General features: G+C 46.4%; 21 protein-coding genes and 2 pseudogenes. 7 read left to right on the forward strand and 16 right to left on the reverse strand.

Translation table 11 applies throughout. The features are described 5' to 3' along the window. Window positions 1-71: 71 nt before the first annotated feature. Window positions 72-1,088: a sulfate/molybdate ABC transporter ATP-binding protein gene (locus tag Q5691_RS24485; protein WP_333312196.1), complete on the reverse strand. Its 1,017-nt coding sequence runs from the start codon at window positions 1,086-1,088 to the stop codon at window positions 72-74. Between the two features lie 435 nt (window positions 1,089-1,523). On the opposite strand from Q5691_RS24485, the gene argC reads away from it, so the two are divergent. Further along, window positions 1,524-2,582 (forward strand): N-acetyl-gamma-glutamyl-phosphate reductase, encoded by a 1,059-nt coding sequence (gene argC, locus Q5691_RS24490; RefSeq protein ID WP_333049472.1) that lies wholly within the window; start codon window positions 1,524-1,526, stop codon window positions 2,580-2,582. Between the two features lie 171 nt (window positions 2,583-2,753). Here the strand turns inward: argC and eno are convergent, their stop codons facing one another. Beyond that, on the reverse strand, window positions 2,754-4,034 hold the full coding sequence (gene eno, locus Q5691_RS24495; protein ID WP_445242849.1) for a phosphopyruvate hydratase: 1,281 nt from the start codon (window positions 4,032-4,034) through the stop codon (window positions 2,754-2,756). A 302-nt stretch (window positions 4,035-4,336) separates the two neighbouring features. Between eno and Q5691_RS24500 the strand changes: the two genes are divergently transcribed. Beyond that, window positions 4,337-5,242 (forward strand): calcium-binding protein, encoded by a 906-nt coding sequence (locus tag Q5691_RS24500; RefSeq protein WP_333312197.1) that lies wholly within the window; start codon window positions 4,337-4,339, stop codon window positions 5,240-5,242. Between the two features lie 166 nt (window positions 5,243-5,408). Here Q5691_RS24500 and Q5691_RS24505 read toward each other — a convergent pair whose 3' ends face one another. The 3 genes from Q5691_RS24505 to Q5691_RS24515 form a co-directional block, all read right to left on the reverse strand. Next, window positions 5,409-6,059, reverse strand: coding sequence for a nucleoside triphosphate pyrophosphatase (locus tag Q5691_RS24505; protein ID WP_333216321.1), 651 nt, complete (start codon window positions 6,057-6,059; stop codon window positions 5,409-5,411). A gap of 112 nt (window positions 6,060-6,171) precedes the next feature. Next, complete coding sequence (gene psbP / locus Q5691_RS24510) at window positions 6,172-6,711, reverse strand: photosystem II reaction center PsbP (RefSeq protein ID WP_333041087.1); 540 nt, start codon at window positions 6,709-6,711, stop codon at window positions 6,172-6,174. A gap of 143 nt (window positions 6,712-6,854) precedes the next feature. Continuing rightward, window positions 6,855-7,067: a high light inducible protein gene (locus Q5691_RS24515; protein WP_333216317.1), complete on the reverse strand. Its 213-nt coding sequence runs from the start codon at window positions 7,065-7,067 to the stop codon at window positions 6,855-6,857. Between the two features lie 325 nt (window positions 7,068-7,392). Here Q5691_RS24515 and Q5691_RS24520 point away from each other — a divergent pair, with 325 nt between their 5' ends. After that, a complete protein-coding gene (locus Q5691_RS24520; protein WP_333084122.1) occupies window positions 7,393-8,004 on the forward strand; it encodes a hypothetical protein in 612 nt (203 codons plus the stop codon). A 249-nt stretch (window positions 8,005-8,253) separates the two neighbouring features. Here Q5691_RS24520 and larB read toward each other — a convergent pair whose 3' ends face one another. From larB to ispF, 5 genes are all read right to left on the reverse strand, one after another. After that, window positions 8,254-9,060: a nickel pincer cofactor biosynthesis protein LarB gene (larB, locus tag Q5691_RS24525; RefSeq protein WP_333216643.1), complete on the reverse strand. Its 807-nt coding sequence runs from the start codon at window positions 9,058-9,060 to the stop codon at window positions 8,254-8,256. Between the two features lie 160 nt (window positions 9,061-9,220). Continuing rightward, on the reverse strand, window positions 9,221-10,981 hold the full coding sequence (locus tag Q5691_RS24530; RefSeq protein ID WP_333347641.1) for an ABC transporter substrate-binding protein: 1,761 nt from the start codon (window positions 10,979-10,981) through the stop codon (window positions 9,221-9,223). Between the two features lie 40 nt (window positions 10,982-11,021). Continuing rightward, the gene (locus tag Q5691_RS24535) at window positions 11,022-11,597 is read right to left on the reverse strand and encodes a PIN domain-containing protein (protein ID WP_333312199.1); all 576 of its coding nucleotides are present in this window, start codon (window positions 11,595-11,597) and stop codon (window positions 11,022-11,024) included. A 7-nt stretch (window positions 11,598-11,604) separates the two neighbouring features. Beyond that, window positions 11,605-12,123, reverse strand: a complete 519-nt coding sequence (locus Q5691_RS24540) for a hypothetical protein (protein WP_333216639.1) — start codon at window positions 12,121-12,123, stop codon at window positions 11,605-11,607. Window positions 12,124-12,156: 33 nt separating this feature from the next. Continuing rightward, entirely contained in the window at window positions 12,157-12,636 is a 480-nt protein-coding gene (ispF, locus tag Q5691_RS24545) for a 2-C-methyl-D-erythritol 2,4-cyclodiphosphate synthase (protein WP_333216638.1), read from the reverse strand. A gap of 105 nt (window positions 12,637-12,741) precedes the next feature. On the opposite strand from ispF, the gene Q5691_RS24550 reads away from it, so the two are divergent. Next, complete coding sequence (locus Q5691_RS24550) at window positions 12,742-12,900, forward strand: hypothetical protein (protein ID WP_333216636.1); 159 nt, start codon at window positions 12,742-12,744, stop codon at window positions 12,898-12,900. 120 nt (window positions 12,901-13,020) lie between these two features. On the opposite strand, the gene trmD is transcribed toward Q5691_RS24550, so the two are convergent. Beyond that, window positions 13,021-13,716, reverse strand: a complete 696-nt coding sequence (trmD, locus tag Q5691_RS24555) for a tRNA (guanosine(37)-N1)-methyltransferase TrmD (RefSeq protein ID WP_333216634.1) — start codon at window positions 13,714-13,716, stop codon at window positions 13,021-13,023. A gap of 332 nt (window positions 13,717-14,048) precedes the next feature. On the opposite strand from trmD, the gene Q5691_RS24560 reads away from it, so the two are divergent. The 3 genes and pseudogenes from Q5691_RS24560 to Q5691_RS24570 all read left to right on the forward strand — a co-directional run bounded on the left by Q5691_RS24560 (window position 14,049) and on the right by Q5691_RS24570 (window position 19,426). After that, window positions 14,049-14,942, forward strand: a complete 894-nt coding sequence (locus Q5691_RS24560) for a cyanophycinase (RefSeq protein WP_333084106.1) — start codon at window positions 14,049-14,051, stop codon at window positions 14,940-14,942. Window positions 14,943-15,280: 338 nt separating this feature from the next. Further along, a complete protein-coding gene (gene cphA, locus Q5691_RS24565) occupies window positions 15,281-18,001 on the forward strand; it encodes a cyanophycin synthetase (RefSeq protein WP_333347644.1) in 2,721 nt (906 codons plus the stop codon). A gap of 223 nt (window positions 18,002-18,224) precedes the next feature. Then, window positions 18,225-19,426 (forward strand): annotated as a pseudogene (locus Q5691_RS24570) (IS4 family transposase). Window positions 19,427-19,466: 40 nt separating this feature from the next. Here the strand turns inward: Q5691_RS24570 and Q5691_RS24575 are convergent. The 5 genes and pseudogenes from Q5691_RS24575 to Q5691_RS24595 form a co-directional block, all read right to left on the reverse strand. Then, window positions 19,467-20,693 carry a DNA adenine methylase gene (locus Q5691_RS24575; protein ID WP_333347646.1) on the reverse strand — a complete coding sequence of 409 codons (1,227 nt, stop codon included), beginning with the start codon at window positions 20,691-20,693 and terminating at the stop codon, window positions 19,467-19,469. Continuing rightward, window positions 20,693-21,589, reverse strand: a complete 897-nt coding sequence (locus Q5691_RS24580; protein ID WP_333347649.1) for a hypothetical protein — start codon at window positions 21,587-21,589, stop codon at window positions 20,693-20,695. The genes Q5691_RS24575 and Q5691_RS24580 overlap by 1 nt, the downstream gene beginning before the upstream one ends. Continuing rightward, complete coding sequence (gene cbiE / locus Q5691_RS24585) at window positions 21,552-22,760, reverse strand: precorrin-6y C5,15-methyltransferase (decarboxylating) subunit CbiE (RefSeq protein WP_333347652.1); 1,209 nt, start codon at window positions 22,758-22,760, stop codon at window positions 21,552-21,554. Before cbiE ends, Q5691_RS24580 begins: the two co-directional genes overlap by 38 nt. Before the next feature lie 20 nt (window positions 22,761-22,780). Then, window positions 22,781-23,251, reverse strand: coding sequence for a GNAT family N-acetyltransferase (locus tag Q5691_RS24590; protein WP_333312352.1), 471 nt, complete (start codon window positions 23,249-23,251; stop codon window positions 22,781-22,783). 314 nt (window positions 23,252-23,565) lie between these two features. Further along, a pseudogene (locus tag Q5691_RS24595) lies at window positions 23,566-23,635 on the reverse strand (photosystem II protein D1); the annotation flags it as partial.

Consider the following 23,635-nt stretch of genomic DNA (forward strand, 5'->3'; position numbering starts at 1 on the left):
TCCAAAAAGGACGGGCGGGACGCCCATCCCACAATAACAATTAAAATTGTAAGTTATTTAATTCGCGATCCTTAGATGGAATAAAAAAGTGGAAAGGACTTGGCATCTTTCGGCTTTACGAACACTCTTTGCTGGGGCTGCAAGTTCAAGCTATCGAATCTTTCTCTAGTCAAATTAGCGTTTACTACTTGACCGTCATCTAAGGTCAATTCTACCTGAATTTCCCATCCCAAATGAATCAAGCGACTGATTCTTGCAGGCACTGTTGCACTATTTTCTGTAGTTTCAATTACTACGTCGTGAGGGCGTAAGAAAATCTCTGGGTTGGCTGAGTCAAAGCCGTTGTCTTGAAACATTCTTGAACTGCTGGGCAAGACATTGACTGGACCGATAAAACTCATTACGAAAGCACTAGCGGGATGGTCGTAAATTTCTGCTGGTGTGCCTACTTGTTCGATTTTACCTTTATTCATTACTGTAATGTGATCGGCAACTTCCATCGCTTCTTCTTGATCGTGCGTCACAAAGACTGTGGTAACGTGAACTTCGTCGTGCAGTCGCCGCAACCAAGCGCGCAAGTCTTTGCGAACTTTGGCATCGAGAGCTCCAAAAGGTTCGTCTAGCAGTAACACTTTCGGTTCCACAGCCAGGGCTCTGGCCAGGGCCACCCGCTGCCGCTGGCCCCCTGAAAGTTGCGACGGGTATCTATCGCCCAATCCTGCCAATTGCACTAAATTCAACAACTCTTCTACTCGCGATTTGACTTTCGTGGGTGGTGTTTTCTGAATTTGCAGCCCGAAAGCGATGTTTTTTCGCACTGTCATGTGCTTGAATAGCGCGTAGTGTTGAAATACGAACCCAATTTTGCGGTCTTGGACGCTAGTATTGGTCGCATCTTGGCCTGTTAGCCAGATTTTGCCGGAGTCGGGAATTTCTAAACCCGCAATCAGTCGCAGCAGTGTAGACTTGCCGGAACCAGACGGGCCAAGCAATGCGACTAGGGAACCCGATTCAATTTCTAAGCTGACTCGATCGAGTGCTTGGAAACTGCCAAACTGTTTTGATACGTTTTCTACGACTATGCCCATAGGTAGGAAGAAGGGAGAGGGAAGAGGGAAGAGGGAAGAGGCAGGATACAGGAAGCAAGAGGCAAGAGGCAAGAGGGAAAAATATCAATCTCCGGTTTGTGGATGGGTTAAGGTAAGTTTTTTTATAGCACGATCGCACATCAGTTTGTTAATTTTAGGGTTTTGGCGATCGGTCAGTCGATTTTAGATTTTAGATTTTAGATTTTATATTTACTTGCAGCGCCGTGAATCTGGAATATGGAACTTTGGTCTAAAACTTTGGGAGTTCCAGGGCTTTATATGGGTTTTGGGCGGTATCAAACAGCCGAAAATTAACAAAAATGCACCTCCAAAACAAAACAACACAATTCTTTGCCACCAAAGTTGACGTTTGGTACTACAATGCAGCAAAAGTTCAAGCGTTTTTGACTTCAACGGCTGAGGGGATAAAGGAAAATGGGAGATGTTGGACGTGTGCCTGTAGGAATTATCGGCGCTTCAGGGTACGGCGGCGTGCAACTTGTGCGACTGCTGGCAGATCACCCAGCGGCTGAAGTAGTGTATTTGGGCGGGGATAGTAGTGCGGGAAAACCTTTTTCCAGCCTTTATCCGCATCTGACTAACTGCATTGATTTGACAGTCGAGGCGATCGACCTAGACAAAATAGCGGCAAAATGCGAAGTTGTGTTTCTGTCGCTGCCGAACGGTTTAGCTTGCAAAATGGCACCGACGCTGATAGAGAAAGGCTGCAAAGTCTTGGATTTGTCGGCTGATTACAGATTTGAAAATCTGGAAACTTACAAAGCTTGGTACGGCGGCGAGCGATCGGACTCTGAACTGGCTGCAACGGCTGTTTATGGTTTGCCAGAATTGTACCGCGATCGCATTAAAAACGCTCAGTTAGTAGGCTGTGCCGGCTGCTACGTCACTGCTAGTTTATTAGCCCTGGCACCTTTACTCAAACAAGGCCTCATTGTGCCAGAAACAGCTATCATCGACGCCAAATCCGGTGCTTCGGGAGGGGGCCGCAAAGCCGAAGTTAATCTCTTGTTGGCTGAAGCAGAGGGTTCTCTGGGCGCTTACGGTGTTGGCCGCCACCGCCACACGCCAGAAATCGAGCAAATTTGCAGCGATTTAGCGGGACATGATATTAAAGTTCAGTTCACTCCTCACCTAATTCCGATGGTGCGGGGAATTTTGGCGACTGTGTACGCAACTTTGCGCGATCCGGGTTTGGTGCGGGAAGATTTAATCACAATTTTCAGTGCTTTTTACCGCAATTGTCCTTGGGTAAAAGTGTTACCGGCTGGAGTTTACCCCCAAACAAAATGGGCTTGTGGCACGAATCTTTGTTATATCGGTGTGGAAGTTGATCCGCGTACTGACAGGGTGATTGTGCTATCGGCGATCGACAATTTAATTAAGGGACAAGCCGGTCAAGGCATCCAGTGCATGAACTTGATGATGGGTTGGGAAGAAACTTTGGGTTTGCCACAATTGGCTTTCTATCCTTAATTGGTAATTGGGCATTGGTAATTGGGCATTGGGCATTGGGCATTGGGCATTGGGCATTGGGCATTGGTGATGAAAATTAAAAACTAACCGATTATCGATTACCAATTACCCATTCCCAATTACCGATTACCGATTACCAATTACCCATTCCCAATTCCCAATTATCCAGTGTTACTTGGGCCCGTAACCGATCGACCCAGCATAAATTGCCCGATCGCCCAATTGGTCTTCAATCCTCAATAAACGGTTATATTTGGCCACTCGTTCGCTGCGACACAAAGAACCAGTCTTGATTTGGCCGGCGCGAGTCGCTACCGCTAAATCGGCAATTGTGGTATCTTCAGTTTCACCCGAACGGTGGCTGATGACGGCTCGATAGCTGTTCCGTTTGCCGAGGTCGATCGTATCCAAAGTCTCCGTCAAAGAACCAATTTGATTCAGCTTAATCAAAATCGAATTGCTAGCTTTCAAATCAATTCCTTTTTGCAGCCGCGTGCGATTAGTAACAAACAAATCGTCACCAACCAATTGAACTTTGCTACCCATTTTCTCAGTCAGCGCTACCCAACTGTCCCAATCGTCTTCGTGCAAACCATCTTCAATAGAAACAATCGGATATTTTCCGGCCAAACCATCCAAATAATCGATTAATTCTGCCGGCGAATGAGCCACACCGTCGTAAGTGTACTGCCCATCTTTGTAAAATTCGCTAGCAGCAACATCCAAAGCCAAAGCAACTTGTTCACCCGGCTTATAGCCAGCTTTTTCAATAGCTGCAATCAACAAATCCAAAGCTGCTTGATTGGATTTAAGATTAGGCGCAAAACCGCCTTCATCACCCACACCAGTTAGCAAACCCTCAGCTTTTAAGACTTTACTCAAGGATTCAAATACCTCTGCACCCCAGCGTAAAGCTTCTTTAAAAGAAGGCGCACCCACAGGGACAATCATAAATTCTTGAATGTCCACATTATTGTTAGCGTGAGATCCCCCGTTGATGACGTTCATCAGTGGTACGGGCAAAACGTTCGCCAAGGGCCCGCCCAAGTAGCGGTAAAGGGGGAGTCCTAAAGTCTCGGCAGCCGCCTTTGCTGTGGCTAAGGAGACTCCGAGAATGGCATTTGCGCCGAGGTTGGATTTGTTGGGGGAACCGTCCAAGTCAATCATGGTTTTGTCTACCAGCGCTTGGTCGATCGCATCTATATTAGCCAAAGCGGGGGCAATTTTGTGTTCGACGTTAGCAACGGCTTTTAGGACTCCTTTGCCACCGTAACGGGTTTTATCATCATCGCGGAGTTCGTGGGCTTCAAAAGAGCCTGTAGAAGCACCGCTGGGGACTTGGGCGATCCCCACAACGCCGTTGGCTAGGTAAACTTCAGCTTCAATGGTGGGGCGGCCACGGGAGTCGAGGATTTCTCTGGCTTGAATAGATTCGATCGCAGTGTCTAGCATATTAATTATTCCTGACTTAACTCAAGGTTTCATGACAATTAGCAGTCTCTGGGTTTTCCCACGCTGACTGCTGACGGGTAATAGATTACGCGATCCCCAGAATTATTGGTACACAGTTCAAAATATTTGCGGATTTGGACGAGCAACCTGGTGTCAATAAACTACGCTTATTGAATAAGGATCTACGGCAATTTTGACAATAATTTGATTGTTTTAACCCCAGATTCCCGCAGATTTCTTAATTGAAATCTTTGTTAAAATCAGAATGTCAACAAAGTCAATCAAAAAAGGAGAAACTTAGGATGTTAGAAACAAATTTCGGAGAAATTAGAGCATTAGCTGAAAATTCAGACCCAATTATTGCTGATCCCCCAAACATCAAATTACTCACAGGCCCATTGCCAAATCCAGGCAGCGACCCCAACTTTTTTGACTTAACTCCCAATGACGACGCATTTCAATTAGCAAATGGAATTCTGCGGAATACTGCCGGAGGTTTGCGTGCCTTAGCTGGTAACGATTTTGTCAGAGGTTCCGGTGGTGCGGAACTGATGAACGGTAACAGTGGCACAGATACTTTAATTGGAGGTTGCGGCAGCGATACTATTCGTGGTGGTCAAGATTTTGACATTCTTTATGGAGAATGTGGCAGCGATTTTGTCAGCGGAGATCAAGGTAATGACTACGTTTATGGAGGCACGGCCAATGACTTTATTCGCGGCGGAAAAGGGAATGATGCTGTAGTAGGAGAGAGCGGAAATGATACTCTAATCGGTGATGCTGAAATTGATAGACTGTGGGGAAGTGAAGGCGCAGATTTATTTATCGTCCGCACAGAAGTGGGAGCAACTTCGGGAGAGATTGGTTCGCTTCAACCGTCTCCTAGCGGCAATTTTGATGTAGATGAAGTGCCTGCCGATTTTATTCTCGATTACAATCGGCTTGAAGGTGATGTAATTGGATTAGCGTCTGGATTGACGCGAAATGATATTGTTTTGAGCGAAAGGTTTTTAACAATTGGTGATGCCAGAGATTATGACAGCAGCGGGCCTTTTCCTCCGGGAATTCCTCGAACGGCTGATTTTAGAATTTTAAATACTAAGGCGACGGTGATTCGGGAAGCTAGTACCGGCAATATCTTGGGTTTGGTGAAGGATGTTTCGCCGGATCAACTTCAGTTTATATCTGTATCGGATGAGGCGCTCTAGGATAATTACCAATTGGTGGGCAAGAGTAATCTGCATAGCACGGATGGGCGGCACGAAACGCCCATCCGACAACAACAAGGCTCTCAATCCTCGTTCCCAGGATCTGCCTGGGAAGGCATATCAGCGAGGCTCTTCCTCCCGATTCCTGACATCAATTCAACAATATTTAAGATTGCCAGAAATCCGCCACATCATATCCCATTTCGGTGAGCATTTGCCGCAGCAGAGGTAAGCTTAAACCAATCACATTTGTGTGGCATCCTTCGATTTGTTCTACAAACAAACCGCCTTTACCTTCGAGTGCAAAACAGCCTGCACAGGCGAGGGGCTCTCCGGTAGCGACGTAAGCCGCTATTTGGCGCGAGGTCACTTCCGCAAAATGAACTTTTGTAACTTGACAGCGAATGATCGATCGCGACCTCGCCTCACCAAAGTCATCGAATCTAGTATCAATTAAAGCATGACCCGTATAGAGTTCGCCCACCTTACCGCGCATTTTCTGCCAGCGCGAGATTGCTTCTTCCTCATCCTTGGGTTTGCCGTGAATTTCGCCATCTATGAGCAAAATTGAATCGCATCCCAACACAAAACAAGATTTGGGATTGGGGATTTGCGGGTGAGAATTAGCGAGTAAAAACTTAGCTACAGCCTCAGCTTTCCCCTCTGCTAAAACCTGCACTAAATTAGTGGCATCTTTCATTTGTATTTGCCTTTCATCAAAGTCGCTGGGGCAAATCACAGCTTGAATGCCGGCATTTTCTAGGAGGCGGCGGCGCGCTGGAGAAGCTGAAGCTAATACAAAAGTTGGAATTTTCATAATAAGTTAAGAAGGAAGAATGAAGAAGGAAGAATGAAGAAGGAAGAAAAAGAAACTATTCCCCATCCCCAACGCCCATGCCCCATTCCTCATTCCCAATTACTTTTTAAACCTAATAAACAGAGAAAGATTTAACAACTTTCTCAAAAGCTTCTTTTACTTTGGGCCAGCGTTCTTCGGTAGTGGAAACGTTAAGCGTAAAAAGTTTGCCGCGGCTGACGGCTACACTCGCTAAGTTGTGGCGTTCTTGGTTTGGCAACTTAACGGCATATTCTAAAATGTAATAGTTTTTCGATCGCGATTCACGAGCTTCTGCATTGACTAATTCAGCTTCGCGGCCGGAATCAGCCGGGGCGATCGCACTTTTGCTGAGCTTGTATCCCACATCCGTCGGTGTTCCCAAATCCGCGAGAGTTTTGTCCTTCGCGACTGGACTGATTACCACGCTGACGTTCTCGGTTTGCTGAATCAAATCGCGGAACACCACATCGGGCCCGTTAGAAACCGCGATCGGCAGCCAGCCGTTAGGATAAAGAAATTGATAGCCATCGCCAGTATCAACGTAACTTTTGAGTCCAGTGACTTTAGACACACAACCGGTCAAGGTGAGGCTTAGAACCACCAAAAGTATTGCCGCAATTCGTTTGAGCATTTTTTTTACGGGTAGGGTAAAACAAAAATATTTAATTTTAATTGTCTCACCAAACCTTGCCCCTCAAAATAGTTAAGCTATGGATCGCTGTTTGTGTACCGCCAGCGATCCATAGCCATATAGTTTAATTGTTAACAAAATCATTACAGGTGAGTTAACCAGCTAATCAGCCCGTGCTTGGTCGAAACTTCTAAAGCCAAGAGAGAAACAAAGCCAATCATGGCAAGGCGGCCGTTTAAGCGTTCTGCGTAGGGGGTAAAGCCGGTGCGGGGTTGGTCATCGATGTATACTGTCGGCTCGATCGCAAAATTGTTCATTTTGCCTTGGTCGTCCAGCATTAAGCCTCTGTTACTCATCTTTTTTTCCTAAATGGTTTTTAGTGTACTGTAAATAAATGTAACAGACTTGTGAAGATATGTAAAGGATTGTGAGAAATTTTTTTTAAAGACCTCGCTCTGACACCAGTAAATAAAAAAAACGCAACTGTAGGCAAGCTCTAAACCCTTATATAGTCAGTCTTTCCCCAATCTAAAATCTAAAATCTAAAATCTAAAATGGTATGACTGTGGGTAGACTCTGGGCCCCGGAGGGGGGAGGATAGAGTGGAGAGGCACAAAAGTCGATGGTGTATGGCAAATCCAGTCTGGGTTTGACGAAAATTGTGGAACGGAGGAAAAATTTATGCGGGCCAGTCTGGAAATGCGGTGGTTTTATAGCGGTGCACTGCCAAAATCAATCAATCAATGGTTTGGAAGCGAGAGTCTCGGCGGGTATCTTTCGCCTCCTGAAGAGCGGGAAGACATATATTTGCTAGTACCAAGCTGCGACTACTTGGGAGTGAAGCTGCGTGGGAAAACCTTGGAGGTAAAGTGGCGTCAGGGAGAGTTGGGGACGATGCAGTTTGGCAACCGCTGGGAAGGCAAAGCCGAAAAGTGGCTGAAGTGGGTTTGTGCGGACACGATGGCGCCGATACCGGCGGATATTTTGGCGACAGGAAAGTGGGTGGCAGTCAAGAAAAAGCGAGCGCAGCGTCTTTATCAAGTATCGACCCCTGGTTCCCTGATGTCTGTGCCTGTGGAAGCCCCAATTCCCCAAGGTTGCACCGTGGAACTTACTCAGTTGAACATTAACGGCAGCGCGTGGTGGAGTTTGGGATTTGAAGCGTTTGGTAGCGAAAGTTGTTTGACAGAAAGCCTGCAAACAGTAGCTACTTGGACTAGCAAGAGTTATCAGGCGCAAAAGTTAAAAGCTGAGGATTCTTCTGCTTATCCGATTTGGCTAGGCAGCAAGTAATATCCAACGCCGCTTTAATAATACCTCCTGTATTTTTTAGTCCTCCTCTGCAGAGACGAGAGGCAAGTGTAGACGCGGTTTCAACCGCCGAGTCTGGCAGTCCTGGAAGCAACTGACATATATAGTAAGGTGCTCTACTATCGGAAATCTTCAATAATCTTTCAACAACGGAGTCTGACGCACCTTAAAAATAGATCGATCGTCCTGTGACAGTTAGACTTAGTCTGATCTAATCGAGGGGGTTCCTAATTATTCCCCCTCTCTCCCATTCTCCCCCTCTTTGATGATTTTCCCCACTCTGCCAGCACTTCTGAGAATTTGACAAGCCAAAATCGCTGCCCCAAATCCATTATCAATATTCACCACACCCACACCAGCCGCACAAGAATTAAGCATAGTTAAAAGAGGAGCAATCCCGCCAAAACTCGCGCCGTAACCTACACTCGTCGGCACAGCAATCACCGGACAATCTGCCAAACCCGCAACCACACTCGCCAAAGCACCTTCCATACCCGCTACTGCAATCAACACATCAGCATCGGCAATTACGTGCCGGTTGCTCAGCAAGCGGTGAATGCCAGCAACTCCGACATCCCACAAACGTCGCACCTGAAAACCGCAAAGTTCCGCAGTAACTGCCGCCTCTTCCGCTACAGGCAAATCCGCCGTTCCCGCACTGATAATAGTCACAGTACCCGGATGCTGCGGACTGGGGGAATTGGGAGAAATTGCACAAATTCGAGCCTTTTGGTGATAGCACAAATCGGGTATTTTTTGTTGCAATTGCTCGAAAACTTCCGGTTCGATTCGCGTCGCCATCACCGCAGAATTTCGCCCGCGCATCGCCTCGATAATCTCAACAATTTGGTCTGGCGTTTTCCCTGGGCCCCAAATTACTTCAGGAAAACCCGTTCTCAGAGTACGGTGGTGGTCAATTTTGGCAAAATCGCCGACTTGTTCAAAGTCAAAATGCTTTAATTTATCCAAAGCTGCGATCGGACTCACATCGCCGGCGGCCACTGATTCGAGTAACTTCTGTAAAATTTTAGGTTCCATAAACTAATAACAAATGACTGCTAACTAATGACCTGCCCAAAAACGGATACAAGCCCCCAACTTAAATCGCGATGGCACAATTTTAGACTCTTGTTCAAGTTCCCAGATTCATCTGTGGAGTCAATCTAAAATCTAAAATCTAAAATCTAAAATCGATTGACTATTCTGTTATTTTCAGTTCGTACAAATTCCAGAAAGCACCGCCGAGGGCACTGTAGCGAATTCCCGAAACGCGATCGCGCACCGCCTCAAAAGTCAGCGGATTTACCATATAAACAAAAGGAACTTGTTCCGCTATAATCCGCTGCGTTTCTCCATAAAGTTCCTTGCGCTTCGCCTCATCAAGCTCCTGGGAAGCCTTCACATAAAGGTCATCGATTTTCTGCTCCCAGTCGTACACTTCCCAACCTTTAATCGGGGGTTCTCCGAATTGCGGGCCCTGGTTGAAACTGTGCAAAGTGCCATTGACTGACCAAATATTGTAGCCGCTGTGCGGTTCAGTACCTCCCGTAAAACCGCCGAGGTAAGTATCCCAATTTCGCGTCAATCGCAGCTTTTCCACATAAGTGTTAAAACTCAGGAACTGCGTATCAATTTGCATCCCCAGTTTGCCCAAGTCTTGCTTAATTTGCGTTCCCATTTGTTCCCGAACTTTTTTACCTGCCGCCATCAACAAAGTAAATCGTACCTTGTTGCCTTCAGCATCCAACAATTCGCCGTTACTATTATACTTAAAACCAGCGCTTAACAGTAACTCTTTGGCTTTTTGTCGATCGTAACTGTAAGTTTTCAATCCCTGTTCTGGGGACAGGTAAAACGGGCTTTGCGCCGGAATTGGGGAATGCAGCGGCGCGCCAAGTCCGCGATAGATATTGTTAGTCATCGCCTCGCGGTTGATGCCATAGGCGATCGCCTGCCGAAATTCCTTACTCGCGAACCAGCGAGACTTAACCGGGTCTACAAACGGCTGATTTTGAGCATTGCGTCCCTTATTCAGATTGAAACACATAAACACGCTGCCAGTATCCGGGCCGCCGTTGAAGACCGTATATTGGCCGCGTTTCTCCTCCCGTTTCAGCAGGGGAAACACTTCCGGCTCCACGTTCAGAGTATCCAAATCGCCCGATCGAAAATTCAGCAGTTGATTGTCAGTATTTTCGATAATTTGCCAAACAATTTGCTGGATGTAAGGTTGAGGATTTCCCTCAGAATTTTTGCGCCAATAATACGGATTTCGTTCCAAAACAACGCGCTGATTGGGAGTATAGCTCAGCATTCGGTATTGACCATTCCCCACAATTTTTTTAGGGTCAGTATCCGTACCCCAAGTAGTCAAGAATTTAGGCTTGCCGTCTGCATCTGTATTATCGATAGATTCCTGTAAAATATGAGCTGGTAAAATTGGGATTCCCCCAGCATATCTAATAAAAGGAGCAAAGGGTTCTGCAACGGAAAATTCTACGCGGCGACTGTCGAGTTTTTTGACTTTTGGAAATTGGCCGCTGATGCCAACCCTCAGAATATCTTTCAAACCGCTAGGAATTTTGTCATTGAAATAAATCTTTTCATAGCTGAAGATAATGTCATCAGTAGTCAGAGGTTGGCCGTCCGACCATTTCAATCCCTCTCGCAGGGTGAAGACAATCTTTTTGCCATCTTTAGAAACTTCCCAGGACTCGGCTAAACCGGGTTCTAACTCGGATGTCAAGCCATTTTCGTTGATCAATCCCTCGTACATATAGCCAAAAACGCTGTATGCAGATTGATTTAGCGGGTAGTTAAAGGTAGCTGGGCCGCTGGGGGTGGGAACGATGAGCCTGTTTACTAAGTTCGATCGGGCTGGACTGCACGCAGACAGAGTTATGGCGGCAATTGCAGCCAGCAGAACAGCCAGCCAGCGCAGTCTTGAATGTAGCATCATAGAAATTTTCATAATTTTTTAGTTTACCACCTGCGTGCAACTATGACTGAGATTGTAACCAACCGAGAAAGTCTTCAGTGCACGAAAAATACTTGGTTATCCCTACTTCCCGCAAAGCATCTCGAACTTTGGGCAGACCAAATTCTTTTGTATTATTACTCAAAAATACTTTGACTTCATTAGGATGTAAGTGTGCGTGATTCAAGATGCAGTGCAGAATCAAATTGTCTGTAGGGTCTTCTTCAATAAAAATTGAATTCAAACTTGATTGAAGTATGCCTGCTGTTAAGGAAATCATTTCTATCTTGGTGGCTAACAAATCAAGAGCTGCAAAAAGACGTGTATTAATATCATTTATCAGAGCCTCGTTTTCATTGAGTGATTGCTCTAAGTGGAAGACAAGAGACTGGGCAGAGGGGGAAGTTTTATCTCGCTTTAGCTGACTAATTTGTTTTTCCATTTCACCTAAAAAACGGTTGCGTCGCTTCTTGATTTCATCTTCTAAAGCCGAAAGTAATTCCATGCAGCAAATACTTGGTATGGCTATGCTGACTGATGTAGGTACACTCACCAACAAGTTGTTAGCGTCAGGGTCGCGTCCCGTAGCAATGCTCATCAGAAAGTTAGTCTCGATATATAAAATTGCCACCAATTTCTACCCCAGATTTTGTCGTCCCACCTGCTAGCAGTGGCAGCAAGCCGATTTTTGCTATCTGTTCTGACGCGGTTGGAATCTCAGACTTCCAATTATAAGCTAAGTCGCGCAGCCATGCTTCAACCAGTCTAGTTAGGTATCGCTTAAATATCCGTTTGTTGCCAAATTCAGGCTCATAATGGCGAAGGATCTCAGCAGTGTTTAGAGAGCAAACAGGTTCAGATAAATTTACTCCGTCCCATTTAAAAATCAGAATCTGCTCGGTGTCAACAAACATCGCATAGGGAATGATGGTTCGTTGCTCGGACATTTTCGCTAACGCAGCTTTCATCCAAGATATCATGTAATCAGCAATCCTCTGCTTTGCTGCTGGTTCTTGAGCTTCAATAATTTTGACTTCGATTAGCACGACTACCCGATCGTCCTTATCCAATGCGATAATATCGGCGTCTATGGGTAACTCTAAATCCAATGTTTCAGTTTGCATGGTTTTGGCCTTCCTAAAACGTAGATTAAAGTTTTATTTTAGCACTAACAAAACTACAGCGTAAGCCGCGATTCCTTCTTCTCTCCCCACCGGACCTAATTTTTCGTTGGTGGTGGCTTTGATGCCGATTTGGTCTGGTTTTAATTGTAGGACAGCAGAAAGCCGATCGCGCATTTGCTCAATATGCGGTTTCAGCTTTGGACGTTCCGCTACCACCACCGAATCAATATTGCCGATTTCCCAGCCTTTATCTAATATTAACTGATTGACTTGTGCTAGCAAGACGAGACTATCAGCACCTTTCCATTTCGGGTCAGTTGGAGGGAAATAAAGACCGATATCTCCTAAGCTGAGAGCTCCGAGCATCGCGTCCATGATAGCGTGGGTAAGTACGTCGGCGTCGCTGTGGCCGAGTAAGCCTAATTCGTGGGGAATGTGCACGCCACCGAGGATGAGGGGGCGTTCTGGCACTAAGCAGTGAATGTCGTAGCCATTGCCGATGCGGATGTTCATGTAAAATTGGGGTTTGGGAAGTATAGTAGAGGACAATTATTTCATATTTTCAGGGAGATAAGTGAATTTATCTTTTAATGCCGATCCGAGTGTTAAAGATTTTTTTTGGCTGCTTTCCTCAGCAGTTATGGCAATCCTAAAGCTGTTGGAGGGGGGAGAGAACCGTTAATGCTGGAAACGCTAGAAAATTCTCGCAGACTTCTCGATCGCTCTCCTGAACTCAAAGACTTACAAACGCGAATCCAAAATTTATTAGGCTCTTAAATATACGGAATTTACGCATCAAGACCAAAGAAACCGGGTTATTTACCGAATCTGTGGACTACAACGAAGTATTACCACAAAAAACCCGGTTTCTGACCACTCGTGCGATCGCCCTTTCTCCTATTCTTCCCTCTCCTGGAACCACCGATCGTACAAATCCGATCGCCTTTGGCGCGTTCTTTCAATTTGCTGTTGCTTGCGCCAGCGAGCAATTTCTGCGTGATTACCAGACAGCAACACGTCGGGCACCTTCAATCCCCGAAAATCCGCAGGTCGAGTGTACTGCGGATAATCCAAAAGTCCGTCTTCAAAACTCTCAAACTTTAGGGAATCTTCCTTCGCCACAGTTCCCCGCAGCAATCGCAAAACCCCATTTATCAAAGCCAAAGCTGGAATTTCGCCCCCCGTGAGCACAAAATCCCCCAAAGACACCTCGCGAGTGACCAAATGTAGCACTCGATCGTCCACACCCTCATAATGACCGCAAATCAAGACCAACTGATCGCGACCGACCGCCAACTCTCGAAACATCGACTGCTGCATCGGTTCCCCCTGGGGAGTCAGCAAGATCACCTCCCGCCTCGGCAAAACCGGCAGCGACTCCACCGCAGCAAAAATCGGTTCCGGTTTCATCAGCATCCCCACTCCGCCCCCGTAAGGCTCATCATCGACTCGCTGGTGTTTGTCTGTGGTAAAATCGCGGGGATTGACAAAATTCACCTCAGCAATCTTTTTAGCTAAGGCTTTGCCCATCAGTCCCGACTCTAGGGGAGCCCGGAAAAATTCTGGAAATAGGGTAACAACGTCAAATCGCACAATTATTGGAATTTCATTGATACATCACCTCTAGTTTGACCTTTAGAGGGAGTTCAGTTTTCAGTAATTGCTTTATTCTTTATAATTTCTTATAATTTCTGAAAATTTTTGCAAGTTAAATTCTCTTCCTTTGTCGGCGGGCCCGTTTTGTACAACAATAATCAGTTTTTCATGACAGCGACTGCAAGTAAACTCACCGCCAAACAACTGCGGGATCGCACGATCGGCGATCGCACATCCCTCGCACCAACAAATATTTATTCTTAAAAAGCCCTATTCTACGCACAGCCACGGCAAAATTGAATTTCACATCCAACAGAGGAAGACACACCATGCAGCAGTTGACATCTCAAGCCCTTGAACACAATATTCCCCAGCGCACAAAAACCTCGATTATGGTCATCGGGGGAGCCGAAGACAAAGTTCACGGGCGAGAGATTCTGAACACCTTTTTTTGCCGTGCTGGGGGTGCAAACGCTCGGCTGGCGATCGTTCCGTGCGCTTCGCGAGATCCCGAAGGAATTAGCAACCGCTACCGTACAATATTTGACGAAATGGGCGTTGGCGCCGTCAAAGTAGTGGACATCCGCGAACGCGAACAAGGCGAAAACCCCGTCTGGAAAGATTACTTAGAAGACTGTACGGGCGTATTCATCACAGGCGGCGACCAACTGCGGCTTTGTGGACTGCTGGCGGACACCCCGCTGATGGAGAAAATTCGCAAAGAAACTCTCGAAGGCAAGATTACCCTTGCTGGCACCAGCGCAGGTGCTGCGGTGATGGGATATCACATGATTGCAGGCGGTGGGAGTGGCGCGTCACCGAACCGCTCTTTAGTAGACATGGCAAACGGACTTAACATTATTCCTGAGATCATCGTAGATCAGCATTTTCACAATCGCAACCGCATGGCTCGCTTGCTGTCGGCTGTGGCTTGCCATCCCGATCGCATCGCTATTGGTATTGACGAAGACACCTGCGCCTTGTTTGAGGGAGACGATACTATGAAAATTCTCGGTAAAGGCACTGTGACTATTGTTGATTCTAGGGAAAATTTTTATACCAATGAGTCTATGGTAGGAGCGACAGAACCCTTAAGTCTGTTCAATATGCGCTTGCACGTTCTATGTCACGGAGATTGCTACAATATGCCCCTCGGCAAACCAATGCCATCAGGAGCCTGTTCCGAGTCTGGCTGGCCCCCCGAATGCCGCACAGCCAACTAACGTACAACATCTCTTGTCATTGATTCGGCAGAAATTAGGCGGCATTCCGGCCGAATCATGGATACAACAATAGAATAGATTCCGAAGCAGCCACGGGCTGAGCCGAGAAGGCAGAATCACAGAAAGTTCTAACTTCGGGCTTTGATTTTTTGCTAGCCATGTACCTGTACTTGTTTTTAGCCGATCGCAAGGGCATGAATTTTCAATTGGGTAGCCCATAACTGGAAATTCACTCCCAAACTGTTCGCAGCGAACAGTCGATCGAGCAATCTAGATCGAAATTGAATAAATGCTCCAATTATCTATAAGATTTCGCGCCCCATACCCCTCTAACTGCCATGAAAATACTTAAAATCCAGACCTTACGCGGCCCCAACTACTGGAGCATCCGACGCCAGAAACTCGTCCTGATGCGTCTGGATTTAGAGGAGTGGGCAGATAAAAAAACATCCGAAATTCCTGGCTTCTATGAAGGGTTGATCGCCGCACTTCCGAGTTTGAACGACCATCACTGTTCACCAGGCCATCAGGGAGGATTCCTGCAACGGGTCAGAGAAGGCACAATGATGGGACACGTAATCGAACACGTCGCCCTAGAACTTCAGGAAATGGCAGGAATGCCGGTCGGGTTCGGCCGCACCCGCGAAACTGCGACCCCAGGCATTTACCAAGTAGTAATCGAGTATCAAAACGAACAAGCAGGTCGCTATGCAGCCCGGGCGGGCGTGCGGATGTGCCAAAGTATTGCCGAGACAGGCACTTATCCAGCAGCAGAATTAGTCCAAGATTTGAGAGACCTGAGAGAGTTTGCTGCGTCGGCGGCACTCGGGCCGAGCACGGAAACACTGATTAAGGAAGCAGAAGCGCGCGGCATTCCTTGGATACCTTTGAGCGCCCGGTTTATGATTCAACTCGGCTACGGGGTTCACCAAAAGCGGATTCAGGCAACTCTGAGCAACCGGACGGGAGTTTTGGGAGTAGAACTTGCCTGTGACAAGGAAGGTACCAAAAATATCCTCGCCAGCGCCGGTGTACCGGTTCCCAGAGGAACGGTGATTCATTATTTGGATGAACTGCGCGGGGCGATCGAAGATGTCGGCGGTTATCCGATCGTCCTCAAACCCCTAGACGGCAACCACGGCCGCGGCATTACGATCGACATCAATTCCTGGGAAGCAGCAGAAGAAGCCTACGACTTAGCCAGCGCCGCATCAAAAACAAAAAGCGTCATTGTCGAGCGCTATTACGTCGGCCGTGACCACAGAGTATTGGTAGTCAACGGGCAAGTCATAGCAGTTGCAGAACGAGTCCCCGCTAACGTCGTGGGTAACGGCAAGTCTACAGTAGAACAGCTTATTGAAGAAGTAAACCGCGACCCGCAGCGAGGAGACGGACACGACAACGTACTCACCCGGATCACGATCGACAAATTGTCCCTGGATTTGCTGCAAAAACAAGGATACGCGATGGACTCCGTAGTGCCCGCCGGCGAAAGAGTATTTTTGCGGGCGACAGCAAACTTGAGTACCGGTGGAATTGCAGTCGATCGCACCGACGAAATCCACCCAGAAAACGTCTGGCTGTTTTCGAGAGTCGCCAAAATTATCGGTTTGGACATCGCCGGCATTGACGTAGTAACTCCCGACATTTCCCAACCCCTGCGCGATGTCAACGGCGTCATCGTCGAAGTCAACGCAGCACCGGGTTTCAGAATGCACGTCGCCCCGAGTCAAGGTTTACCCCGCAACGTCGCCGGTGCCGTCTTCGATATGCTTTTCCCCTCGCCTCAACCCAGCCGGGTGCCGATTTTAGCGGTAACGGGAACCAACGGCAAAACGACAACCACTCGCCTGCTTGCCCACATTGTCAAACAGACCGGTCAGATTACCGGCTACACGACTACCGACGGCACTTACATCGGCGATTATTTGGTCGAAAGCGGAGACAATACCGGGCCGCAGAGTGCTCAATTGATTTTGTCTGACCCAACGGTGGAAGTGGCGGTGCTGGAAACGGCTAGAGGCGGAATTTTGCGATCGGGCCTCGGCTTCGATCAGTGCGATGTCGGCGTCGTCTTGAACGTCGCGGCCGATCACTTGGGAATTGGGGACATCGACACCGTGGAACAACTGGCCAAACTCAAGAGTGTCCTCGTCGAGTCGGTAATGCCCAAAGGCTATGCAGTTTTGAATGCAGACGACCCGCTGGTATCACAAATGGCGCAGCGTGTCAAGGCTCAAATTGCATATTTTTCCATGAACCCGGACAACGAACTGGTTGCCAAACATACCGCTGCGGGCGGGCTGGCAGCGATTTACGAAAATGGCTACTTGTCGATCTTAAAAGGCGATTGGACGCTGAGAATTGAGCAGGCTGTGAACGTGCCGCTGACGATGGGCGCGCGCGCGCCGTTTATGATTGCCAATGCTTTAGCAGCTTGTTTAGCAGCTTTTGCTCAAGGAGTGAAAATAGAAGATATTCGCGCTGCTTTGTCAAGCTTCCAAGCATCCGTCGGTCAAACTCCCGGAAGGATGAACCTGTTTAATTTGGGCAGCTATCACGCTTTACTCGACTACGCCCACAACCCCCACAGCTACAAAGCTTTGGGCAGTTTCGTGCTGAATTGGCCGGGACTGCGAATCGGGGTAGTAGGTGCTCCCGGAGACCGACGAGATGAAGATTTTGTCACGCTGGGTAAACTTTCGGCCGAGATGTTCGATCGTATTATTGTCAAGGAAGATATTGACAGGCGCGGGCGAGAACCCGGTGTTGTGGCCCAGTTAATTTGCCAGGGAATTGCCGAGGCGATTTCTGCAGGAACCGCAAAGAAATCTCAAGTTGAATACGAGTTGATTCTCGACGAAACAACGGCCGTTAACAAGGCTTTAGATGAGGCGGCGGTAGGCAGTTTGGTAGTGATTTTACCTGAAGGTGTCAACAAAGCTTTGAGTTTAATTGAAGCCCGGAAACCGATTAAGGAATCTGTGGAAGTTCAAAATGGTTTAGATCGATCGAAGTCACAGGAAAGTTTAAAACCGACTGTGGTGAATCAAGGCTAAACTCTTAAGTCTCATTTAATTAATAGGTTGGGTTGAACTTTTAGGACACCCAACCTATTTTTGTTTAAATTAATACTATTTTTTCGGTTTTTTTTTGCATTGAACAAACGATAGACAAATTTCTTAGCGGGTGACAAGGCACCTCTAGTCTAAACAGGACAAAGGTTTGAGAAAATGGTAAGGTAAAAAAATAAGGAGCCACACGGGCTCCCCAAAAAACAAAATGTTGCCACCATTATACCAAAAAATTCTGCTCCCTCATCTCAATGAAAGCCAATACTTAACCTTGCAACTGCTGTTGTTATTGCTGAGCGGCTCATCGTCAGGTCAAACTCTCGGTATTAGCCAGTGTCTTTCCTCAACCGATTCAATATCAAAGCCGCTTTCCGAAACTTACAACGCTTTTTAGTGTTGCCTCAGTTGTGCGTCAAACTGTTGTGGTTTCCCCTGATTAAATATTGGATTCGTCAAGAGCAAACGGGAAAGCGCTTAAACCGAGAACAACGTCGTTGTGTACGAAAACTCAAGCATCAAAAGTATGGCTATTGGATCATTGCAATCGACCGAACACAGTGGAAAGGACACAATATATTTATGGTTAGTCTGGTCTGGGGAACTCATGCTCTTCCGATATATTGGGAAGTCTTAAAGAAGTCAGGTAACAGTGACCTCAAGACTCAAAAACGACTTTTAGGTACAGTCCTTCTTCTGTTTAAGAACTATCCCGTCTTGGTCTTAGGTGATCGAGAGTTCCATAGCCCCAAACTCGCATCATGGCTTGATTCCAGGGGCGTATCCTTTGCACTACGTCAGAAAAAGGACTTCCAATTTCAAGAGAATTTAGGTGAAGACTATCAAGTGCTCAAAAAGCTTGGCTTTCAACCTGGGATGTCCAATTTTTATCAGAATATTTTGGCAAATAAAGGAGACGGTTTAGGACCATTTAATCTGGCTGTATATTGGAAAAGAAAATATCGTAAGCCAGGGCCAAAAGAACCTTGGTATATTCTGACAAATCTCCCCAATCTGAAGCTTACTTTAGATGTTTATTGTTGTCGGTGGGGTATCGAACAGATGTTCAAAGATTACAAAACTGGTGGTTATAATTTAGAAAATACCAAGGTCAATGAAGCTCGCTTTTTAGCCTTAGTCTTGTTGATTGCGATAGCTTATAGTTTGGCGACGATTCACGGGCAATGGATCAAGAAATTAGGGATAGAAATTTATGCTGGACGGATCAAGGAGCATCAAGACAAAACCCCACGCCAAAGTGAATTTAGTCTGAGCCTCTATGGACAACGGTGGATCTATGGGATGGAATTATGGAACGATTGGGTAACAAGTCTAATTGCGCTCAAACCCCATAAACGTCTCTATTTTCAGCGCGGCTTCTTGGCTCTATCCTTTATGCAGCAAGCATTATAGGTACGTTGTCACCCGCTAAGGACAAATTTATCAGCTTACATCAACGTACTGACCAAGTTGCAGAAATACAATATTCATACAATGCTTTGTTAGAGTTCCGTTTCCTAATAATTTCAGAGTGAATATTTGAGTATCCAAGAAGGCGCATAGATTCAGAAAGTAACGCCTCTGTAGCAACCATATTGCCAAAAAAAGTTGAATTGCCAACAATGTAGTGTAGTTCCGCATCGTCTGCCAAAATAGATCTAAGAGAACTAAAATGTAAGTGCATATCATGAAAGTATTTTAGGACGTAAGTTGCCAAAAGAGGTGCATTTTTCCCACCAGACATTCTTATATTTTCTACAGTTGAGAATATTTGCTTCGGTAGGCTTTTTTCCTGTATTTGCCAGGAGTTGAGACGGCTAGTTGCAATGCCCCATGTTCCACCAATGGCTAACCAATCCATCTCACCTGCTTCTTTTGCTTCGTTTAAAAACTTTGTCCAGTACATATATGGACGAAGTTCACGAATATAGCTGATCCGATTTGGGTAAGGTGGGGAAGTTATCACTTTATCGGCTTTGATATTACCTAAACCAGCTATGTTACGAGCATCTACTTTCAACACCTTAGCAGTACCCATAATAGTATTTTCAGCAGAGTTCGATATAAATTTTATAATCTCCCAAAAAAGCTCTTCTATGGCTTCAATTTTATGATAAATAACTGTGTCATTAAATGACATGGAAATATGATTAAAAGCTGCTGATGAAGTTTCAATTATTAAACGACAGAACGCAATCCAAACGATATCATAACCCTCATTATCTTCAGGCTCTCCGAATTGGTTTACTAAAGCGATTCGCAATGAGGCAAGAAGTTTTAGCGTGTAACTAGACCACCAACGTTCAATGTTAAATATTTGTGGTGTCCAATTGTCTTGAGATATTAAACTTCTATATTCCTCTAAAGCTAGTTGTACCTTTTTTAAAACATCTATTAAGCAGTCTTCATCATAGTTTCTGTATTTAGCGTTCCCAAGCCAAATAAGAAACGGGTTGATATCAAACGCGAATGCTTGGTTTCCTTGTTGAGCAGCAACAAGTCCTGTGGTAGCTGTACCAGAGAAAGGGTCAAGAATAATTGACTCTCTCTCAACAAAAGCCAAAAGCTTTTCCACAAGTTTCACGCCATAGGCCGGAGTAAGTCGAAGCCACCCATGCCGCCCAAGATTGCGATTAGCTTTGAAAGTATAGTCAGATCTTTGGTGAATAGTAGATGACATCAGTCTGCACTTAGTAAAACTGCCAATGTGGTGTAAATTTCGCTTTTGATTACCTCAGAGTTTCGGCGAAAAAAATCTGCCAAATCATAGCCTAAAATTTCCTGGGAAAAAACAAACAGCGAAATTTGATTGCTGCCCGATGTTGTGCCAATCAGGATTCCTCCACGGCTGTTTCGATAGCGTAGTACTAAATCGACATCAATCTGAGAAGAAAAAATTGCAAAGACTGGCAGGTAGCCGTTTGCCCAAGCAACAGCAATATTATCTATGTCAGCATTTTGTCTCTTGCTATCTTTACTTTTGTATCCCTGCCGAACTTCAAATACGGCTCCCTTCGCTGGGGCAGGAACATTAAGAGAACTGCTGTAGTCCGCTATCCACTGAATCACTCTTCCTCTAACCTCAAGATTTTGAATTTCGCTCAGTTCTAGCCGAGCATCCAACGACAAAGTTTTGTCCTTGTCGTTTTTGGTCTTCGCAACGTAAGACCACAGGGCATATTTGGGATCTTCGTATCCTGCTCTATCGATTATTATTTGTCTGAATAAATTTTCACAACCTTTCCCAATTTGTCGATAAACCGAGGTCATGCCACCAGCGGCTTTGTGAGCAGCGTACATCAAATCTGAGTCAAGACCAATCCATGAGTAAAAAGGATCGGCTCCGTAGATTGATAAGAACCGTGCCAGATCCAATCCTTCCTCTCTATTGCCTAGCCCGAATTTGGGCTTGTACCGTCTGCAAAGTTTTACGGGGTCTAGGAATCTTTTGAGGTATAGGTTCTCTTCAGTCACGATTACTTTGCAATTACTGGATAATATCTTTATGTTTGATATTATACTACTTTTCTCACCGTTTTTACCTTTTAACTGCTGCCCACTGCATAATTGGTGCAAGTGGCTTCCAACCCTGAAAAGAACCGATCGCCTCTACTCGCTGAATCCCAATTCTAATGAGTTCCCCGCCATAACGATCGTGCCATTGCAAAACTTTAAACTCGCTCTCAACTGTCACCGCATTAACAACTAATCGGCCGCCTTCACCTAAAGCATTCCAGCAAGTTTCCAGCACAGATTCTGCCGTGACACCGCCGCCGATGAAAATAGCATTCGGTTGAGGCAAATTTGTCAGGGCTTCCGGCGCTTCTCCCGCAACCATTTCGAGTTCGGGAACACCGAAAGTAGAGGCATTTTCGGCGATGTATTGCAGTCGAGTCGGATGGCGTTCGATCGCGATCGCCCTGCACCGAGGATGACTCCGCATCCATTCGATCGCGATCGAGCCGCAGCCCGCCCCCACATCCCAAAGCAACTCTCCGGGAATCGGTGCTAACGTTGACAGAGTAACGGCTCTAACCTCCCGCTTGGTAAGTTGTCCGTCGTGGCGATAAGCAGTATCCGGCAAACCGGAGGTACGAGGGAGGATAAAAGTTTGTCGATCGGCTGTAACTGCGATCGCGATCGTGTTCAAATCCGCCAAATCCGATTCATTCCAGGCTGCTGCTACCCTCTCGATCCGCCGTTCCAAGTTCCCTCCCATCCGCTCAAACACGGTCATCAAACTGCTGCCAAACCCCCGCTGCGTCAACAATTGTGCCACCTTTCCCGGCGTGTGTCTGTCAGCGCTCAACACCAGCAAGCGCGCGCCGGGGGACAAAGCAAGGGCGATGGATGCGATCGGGCGATTAGTCAAACTGAAAGTCTCAACTTGAGCTAGCGGCCAACCCAAACGGGCGCAAGCAAGACTAAAAGCCGATACCGCCGGAATCACAGTCATTTCCTCCATGGGAATCTGGCGCGACAGCGTGACGCCGATGCCGTGGCACATGGGATCGCCGCTTGCGAGCACACACACAGACTGTCCCCGGCGGCGGAGAATATCGTCAACTGTTGTCTGCAAAGGCGATGCCCAGAGCAATTTTTCGCGGGTGTCGTCGGTTGGTAGCATTGCTAGGTGACGGGCGCCACCAACAACGATTTGAGATTGAGAGAGGAGGGTAAAGGCGATCGGGCCGAGCCCCGAAAGTCCATCTTCGCCAATCCCCACCACCGAAAGCCATTTGTGCATTGCGGCCTTACTGCTAATTACTACTTATCGATTCTAAAGAATAATATCGGATTTCCATTCATAATTCTTTCTTCTACTTGTTTCATTCCGAGTCTTTCTGCGACTTTTTGCAACTCAATGTTTGGGCGATCACAAGTTGCGACAAGATAGTTAAAGCCAAGTTCATCAAAACCATAATCCAATATTTTGGTTGATGCTTCAGTAGCGTAACCTTTTTTAAGTGCTTTCGGCAGCAGTGCGTAAACTAACTGGGGCTGTGCTTCTTCAAAAAAATACCACAAACCAACAAATCCAATAGTTTCTCGATCGCTCTTAGTTTCGATAAACCACATACCGAATTGCTTTTGGGCAAACAGCTTTTTGTTTTCGGCAAGCATTTCTTCAACCTTTTGTAGCGACCAGATTTCGCCGTCGCACAGATATCTCCTCACATAGGCATCGATAAAAATTCTATGAAGCGTGTTGAGGTCGCTCTCCACAATCGGTTTCAAAACTAATCTCTCTGTTTCAAATATCCTAGGGATTATTTATGTTGGATTAAAGGGCGATCACACCTATCAATATTAGTCCAGGACGCACAGGTGGTCAGAAACCGGGTTTTTTATGAAAAGATGGGTTGCAGCGCGTAGATTCGGTAAAAAAGCCGGTTTCTTTGATAGGAGTGCGATCGCGAACTGTTTATTTTTGTAGTTGCGGTGTCTTCGCCGGCGGATTCATGCGTCCATGACTGTCTGAAAAATATTTTTCCCAAAACAAAAAGCGCCCCTATTTCTAGGAGCGCTTTTTGTTAATCTAGGACTAAAACTTAGCCATTGATAGAAGGAGCAACCATTGCTACTGGGGTGACTTCACTAGCAGCCAAATCAAGCGGGAAG

Origin of the sequence: Microcoleus sp. w1-18aA5 (genome assembly GCF_036701705.1) — a bacterium.
GTDB lineage: Bacteria > Cyanobacteriota > Cyanobacteriia > Cyanobacteriales > Microcoleaceae > Microcoleus.

Bases quoted from the DNA above. Each gene is read 5' to 3' on its own strand.
- Q5691_RS24485 (WP_333312196.1), bottom strand. From the start codon at position 1,088: ATGGGCATAGTCGTAGAAAACGTATCAAAACAGTTTGGCAGTTTCCAA.
- argC (WP_333049472.1), top strand. From the start codon at position 1,524: ATGGGAGATGTTGGACGTGTGCCTGTAGGAATTATCGGCGCTTCAGGG.
- eno (WP_445242849.1), bottom strand. From the start codon at position 4,034: ATGCTAGACACTGCGATCGAATCTATTCAAGCCAGAGAAATCCTCGAC.
- Q5691_RS24500 (WP_333312197.1), top strand. From the start codon at position 4,337: ATGTTAGAAACAAATTTCGGAGAAATTAGAGCATTAGCTGAAAATTCA.
- Q5691_RS24505 (WP_333216321.1), bottom strand. From the start codon at position 6,059: ATGAAAATTCCAACTTTTGTATTAGCTTCAGCTTCTCCAGCGCGCCGC.
- psbP (WP_333041087.1), bottom strand. From the start codon at position 6,711: ATGCTCAAACGAATTGCGGCAATACTTTTGGTGGTTCTAAGCCTCACC.
- Q5691_RS24515 (WP_333216317.1), bottom strand. From the start codon at position 7,067: ATGAGTAACAGAGGCTTAATGCTGGACGACCAAGGCAAAATGAACAAT.
- Q5691_RS24520 (WP_333084122.1), top strand. From the start codon at position 7,393: ATGCGGGCCAGTCTGGAAATGCGGTGGTTTTATAGCGGTGCACTGCCA.
- larB (WP_333216643.1), bottom strand. From the start codon at position 9,060: ATGGAACCTAAAATTTTACAGAAGTTACTCGAATCAGTGGCCGCCGGC.
- Q5691_RS24530 (WP_333347641.1), bottom strand. From the start codon at position 10,981: ATGATGCTACATTCAAGACTGCGCTGGCTGGCTGTTCTGCTGGCTGCA.
- Q5691_RS24535 (WP_333312199.1), bottom strand. From the start codon at position 11,597: ATGAGCATTGCTACGGGACGCGACCCTGACGCTAACAACTTGTTGGTG.
- Q5691_RS24540 (WP_333216639.1), bottom strand. From the start codon at position 12,123: ATGCAAACTGAAACATTGGATTTAGAGTTACCCATAGACGCCGATATT.
- ispF (WP_333216638.1), bottom strand. From the start codon at position 12,636: ATGAACATCCGCATCGGCAATGGCTACGACATTCACTGCTTAGTGCCA.
- Q5691_RS24560 (WP_333084106.1), top strand. From the start codon at position 14,049: ATGCAGCAGTTGACATCTCAAGCCCTTGAACACAATATTCCCCAGCGC.
- cphA (WP_333347644.1), top strand. From the start codon at position 15,281: ATGAAAATACTTAAAATCCAGACCTTACGCGGCCCCAACTACTGGAGC.
- Q5691_RS24575 (WP_333347646.1), bottom strand. From the start codon at position 20,693: ATGTCATCTACTATTCACCAAAGATCTGACTATACTTTCAAAGCTAAT.
- cbiE (WP_333347652.1), bottom strand. From the start codon at position 22,760: ATGCACAAATGGCTTTCGGTGGTGGGGATTGGCGAAGATGGACTTTCG.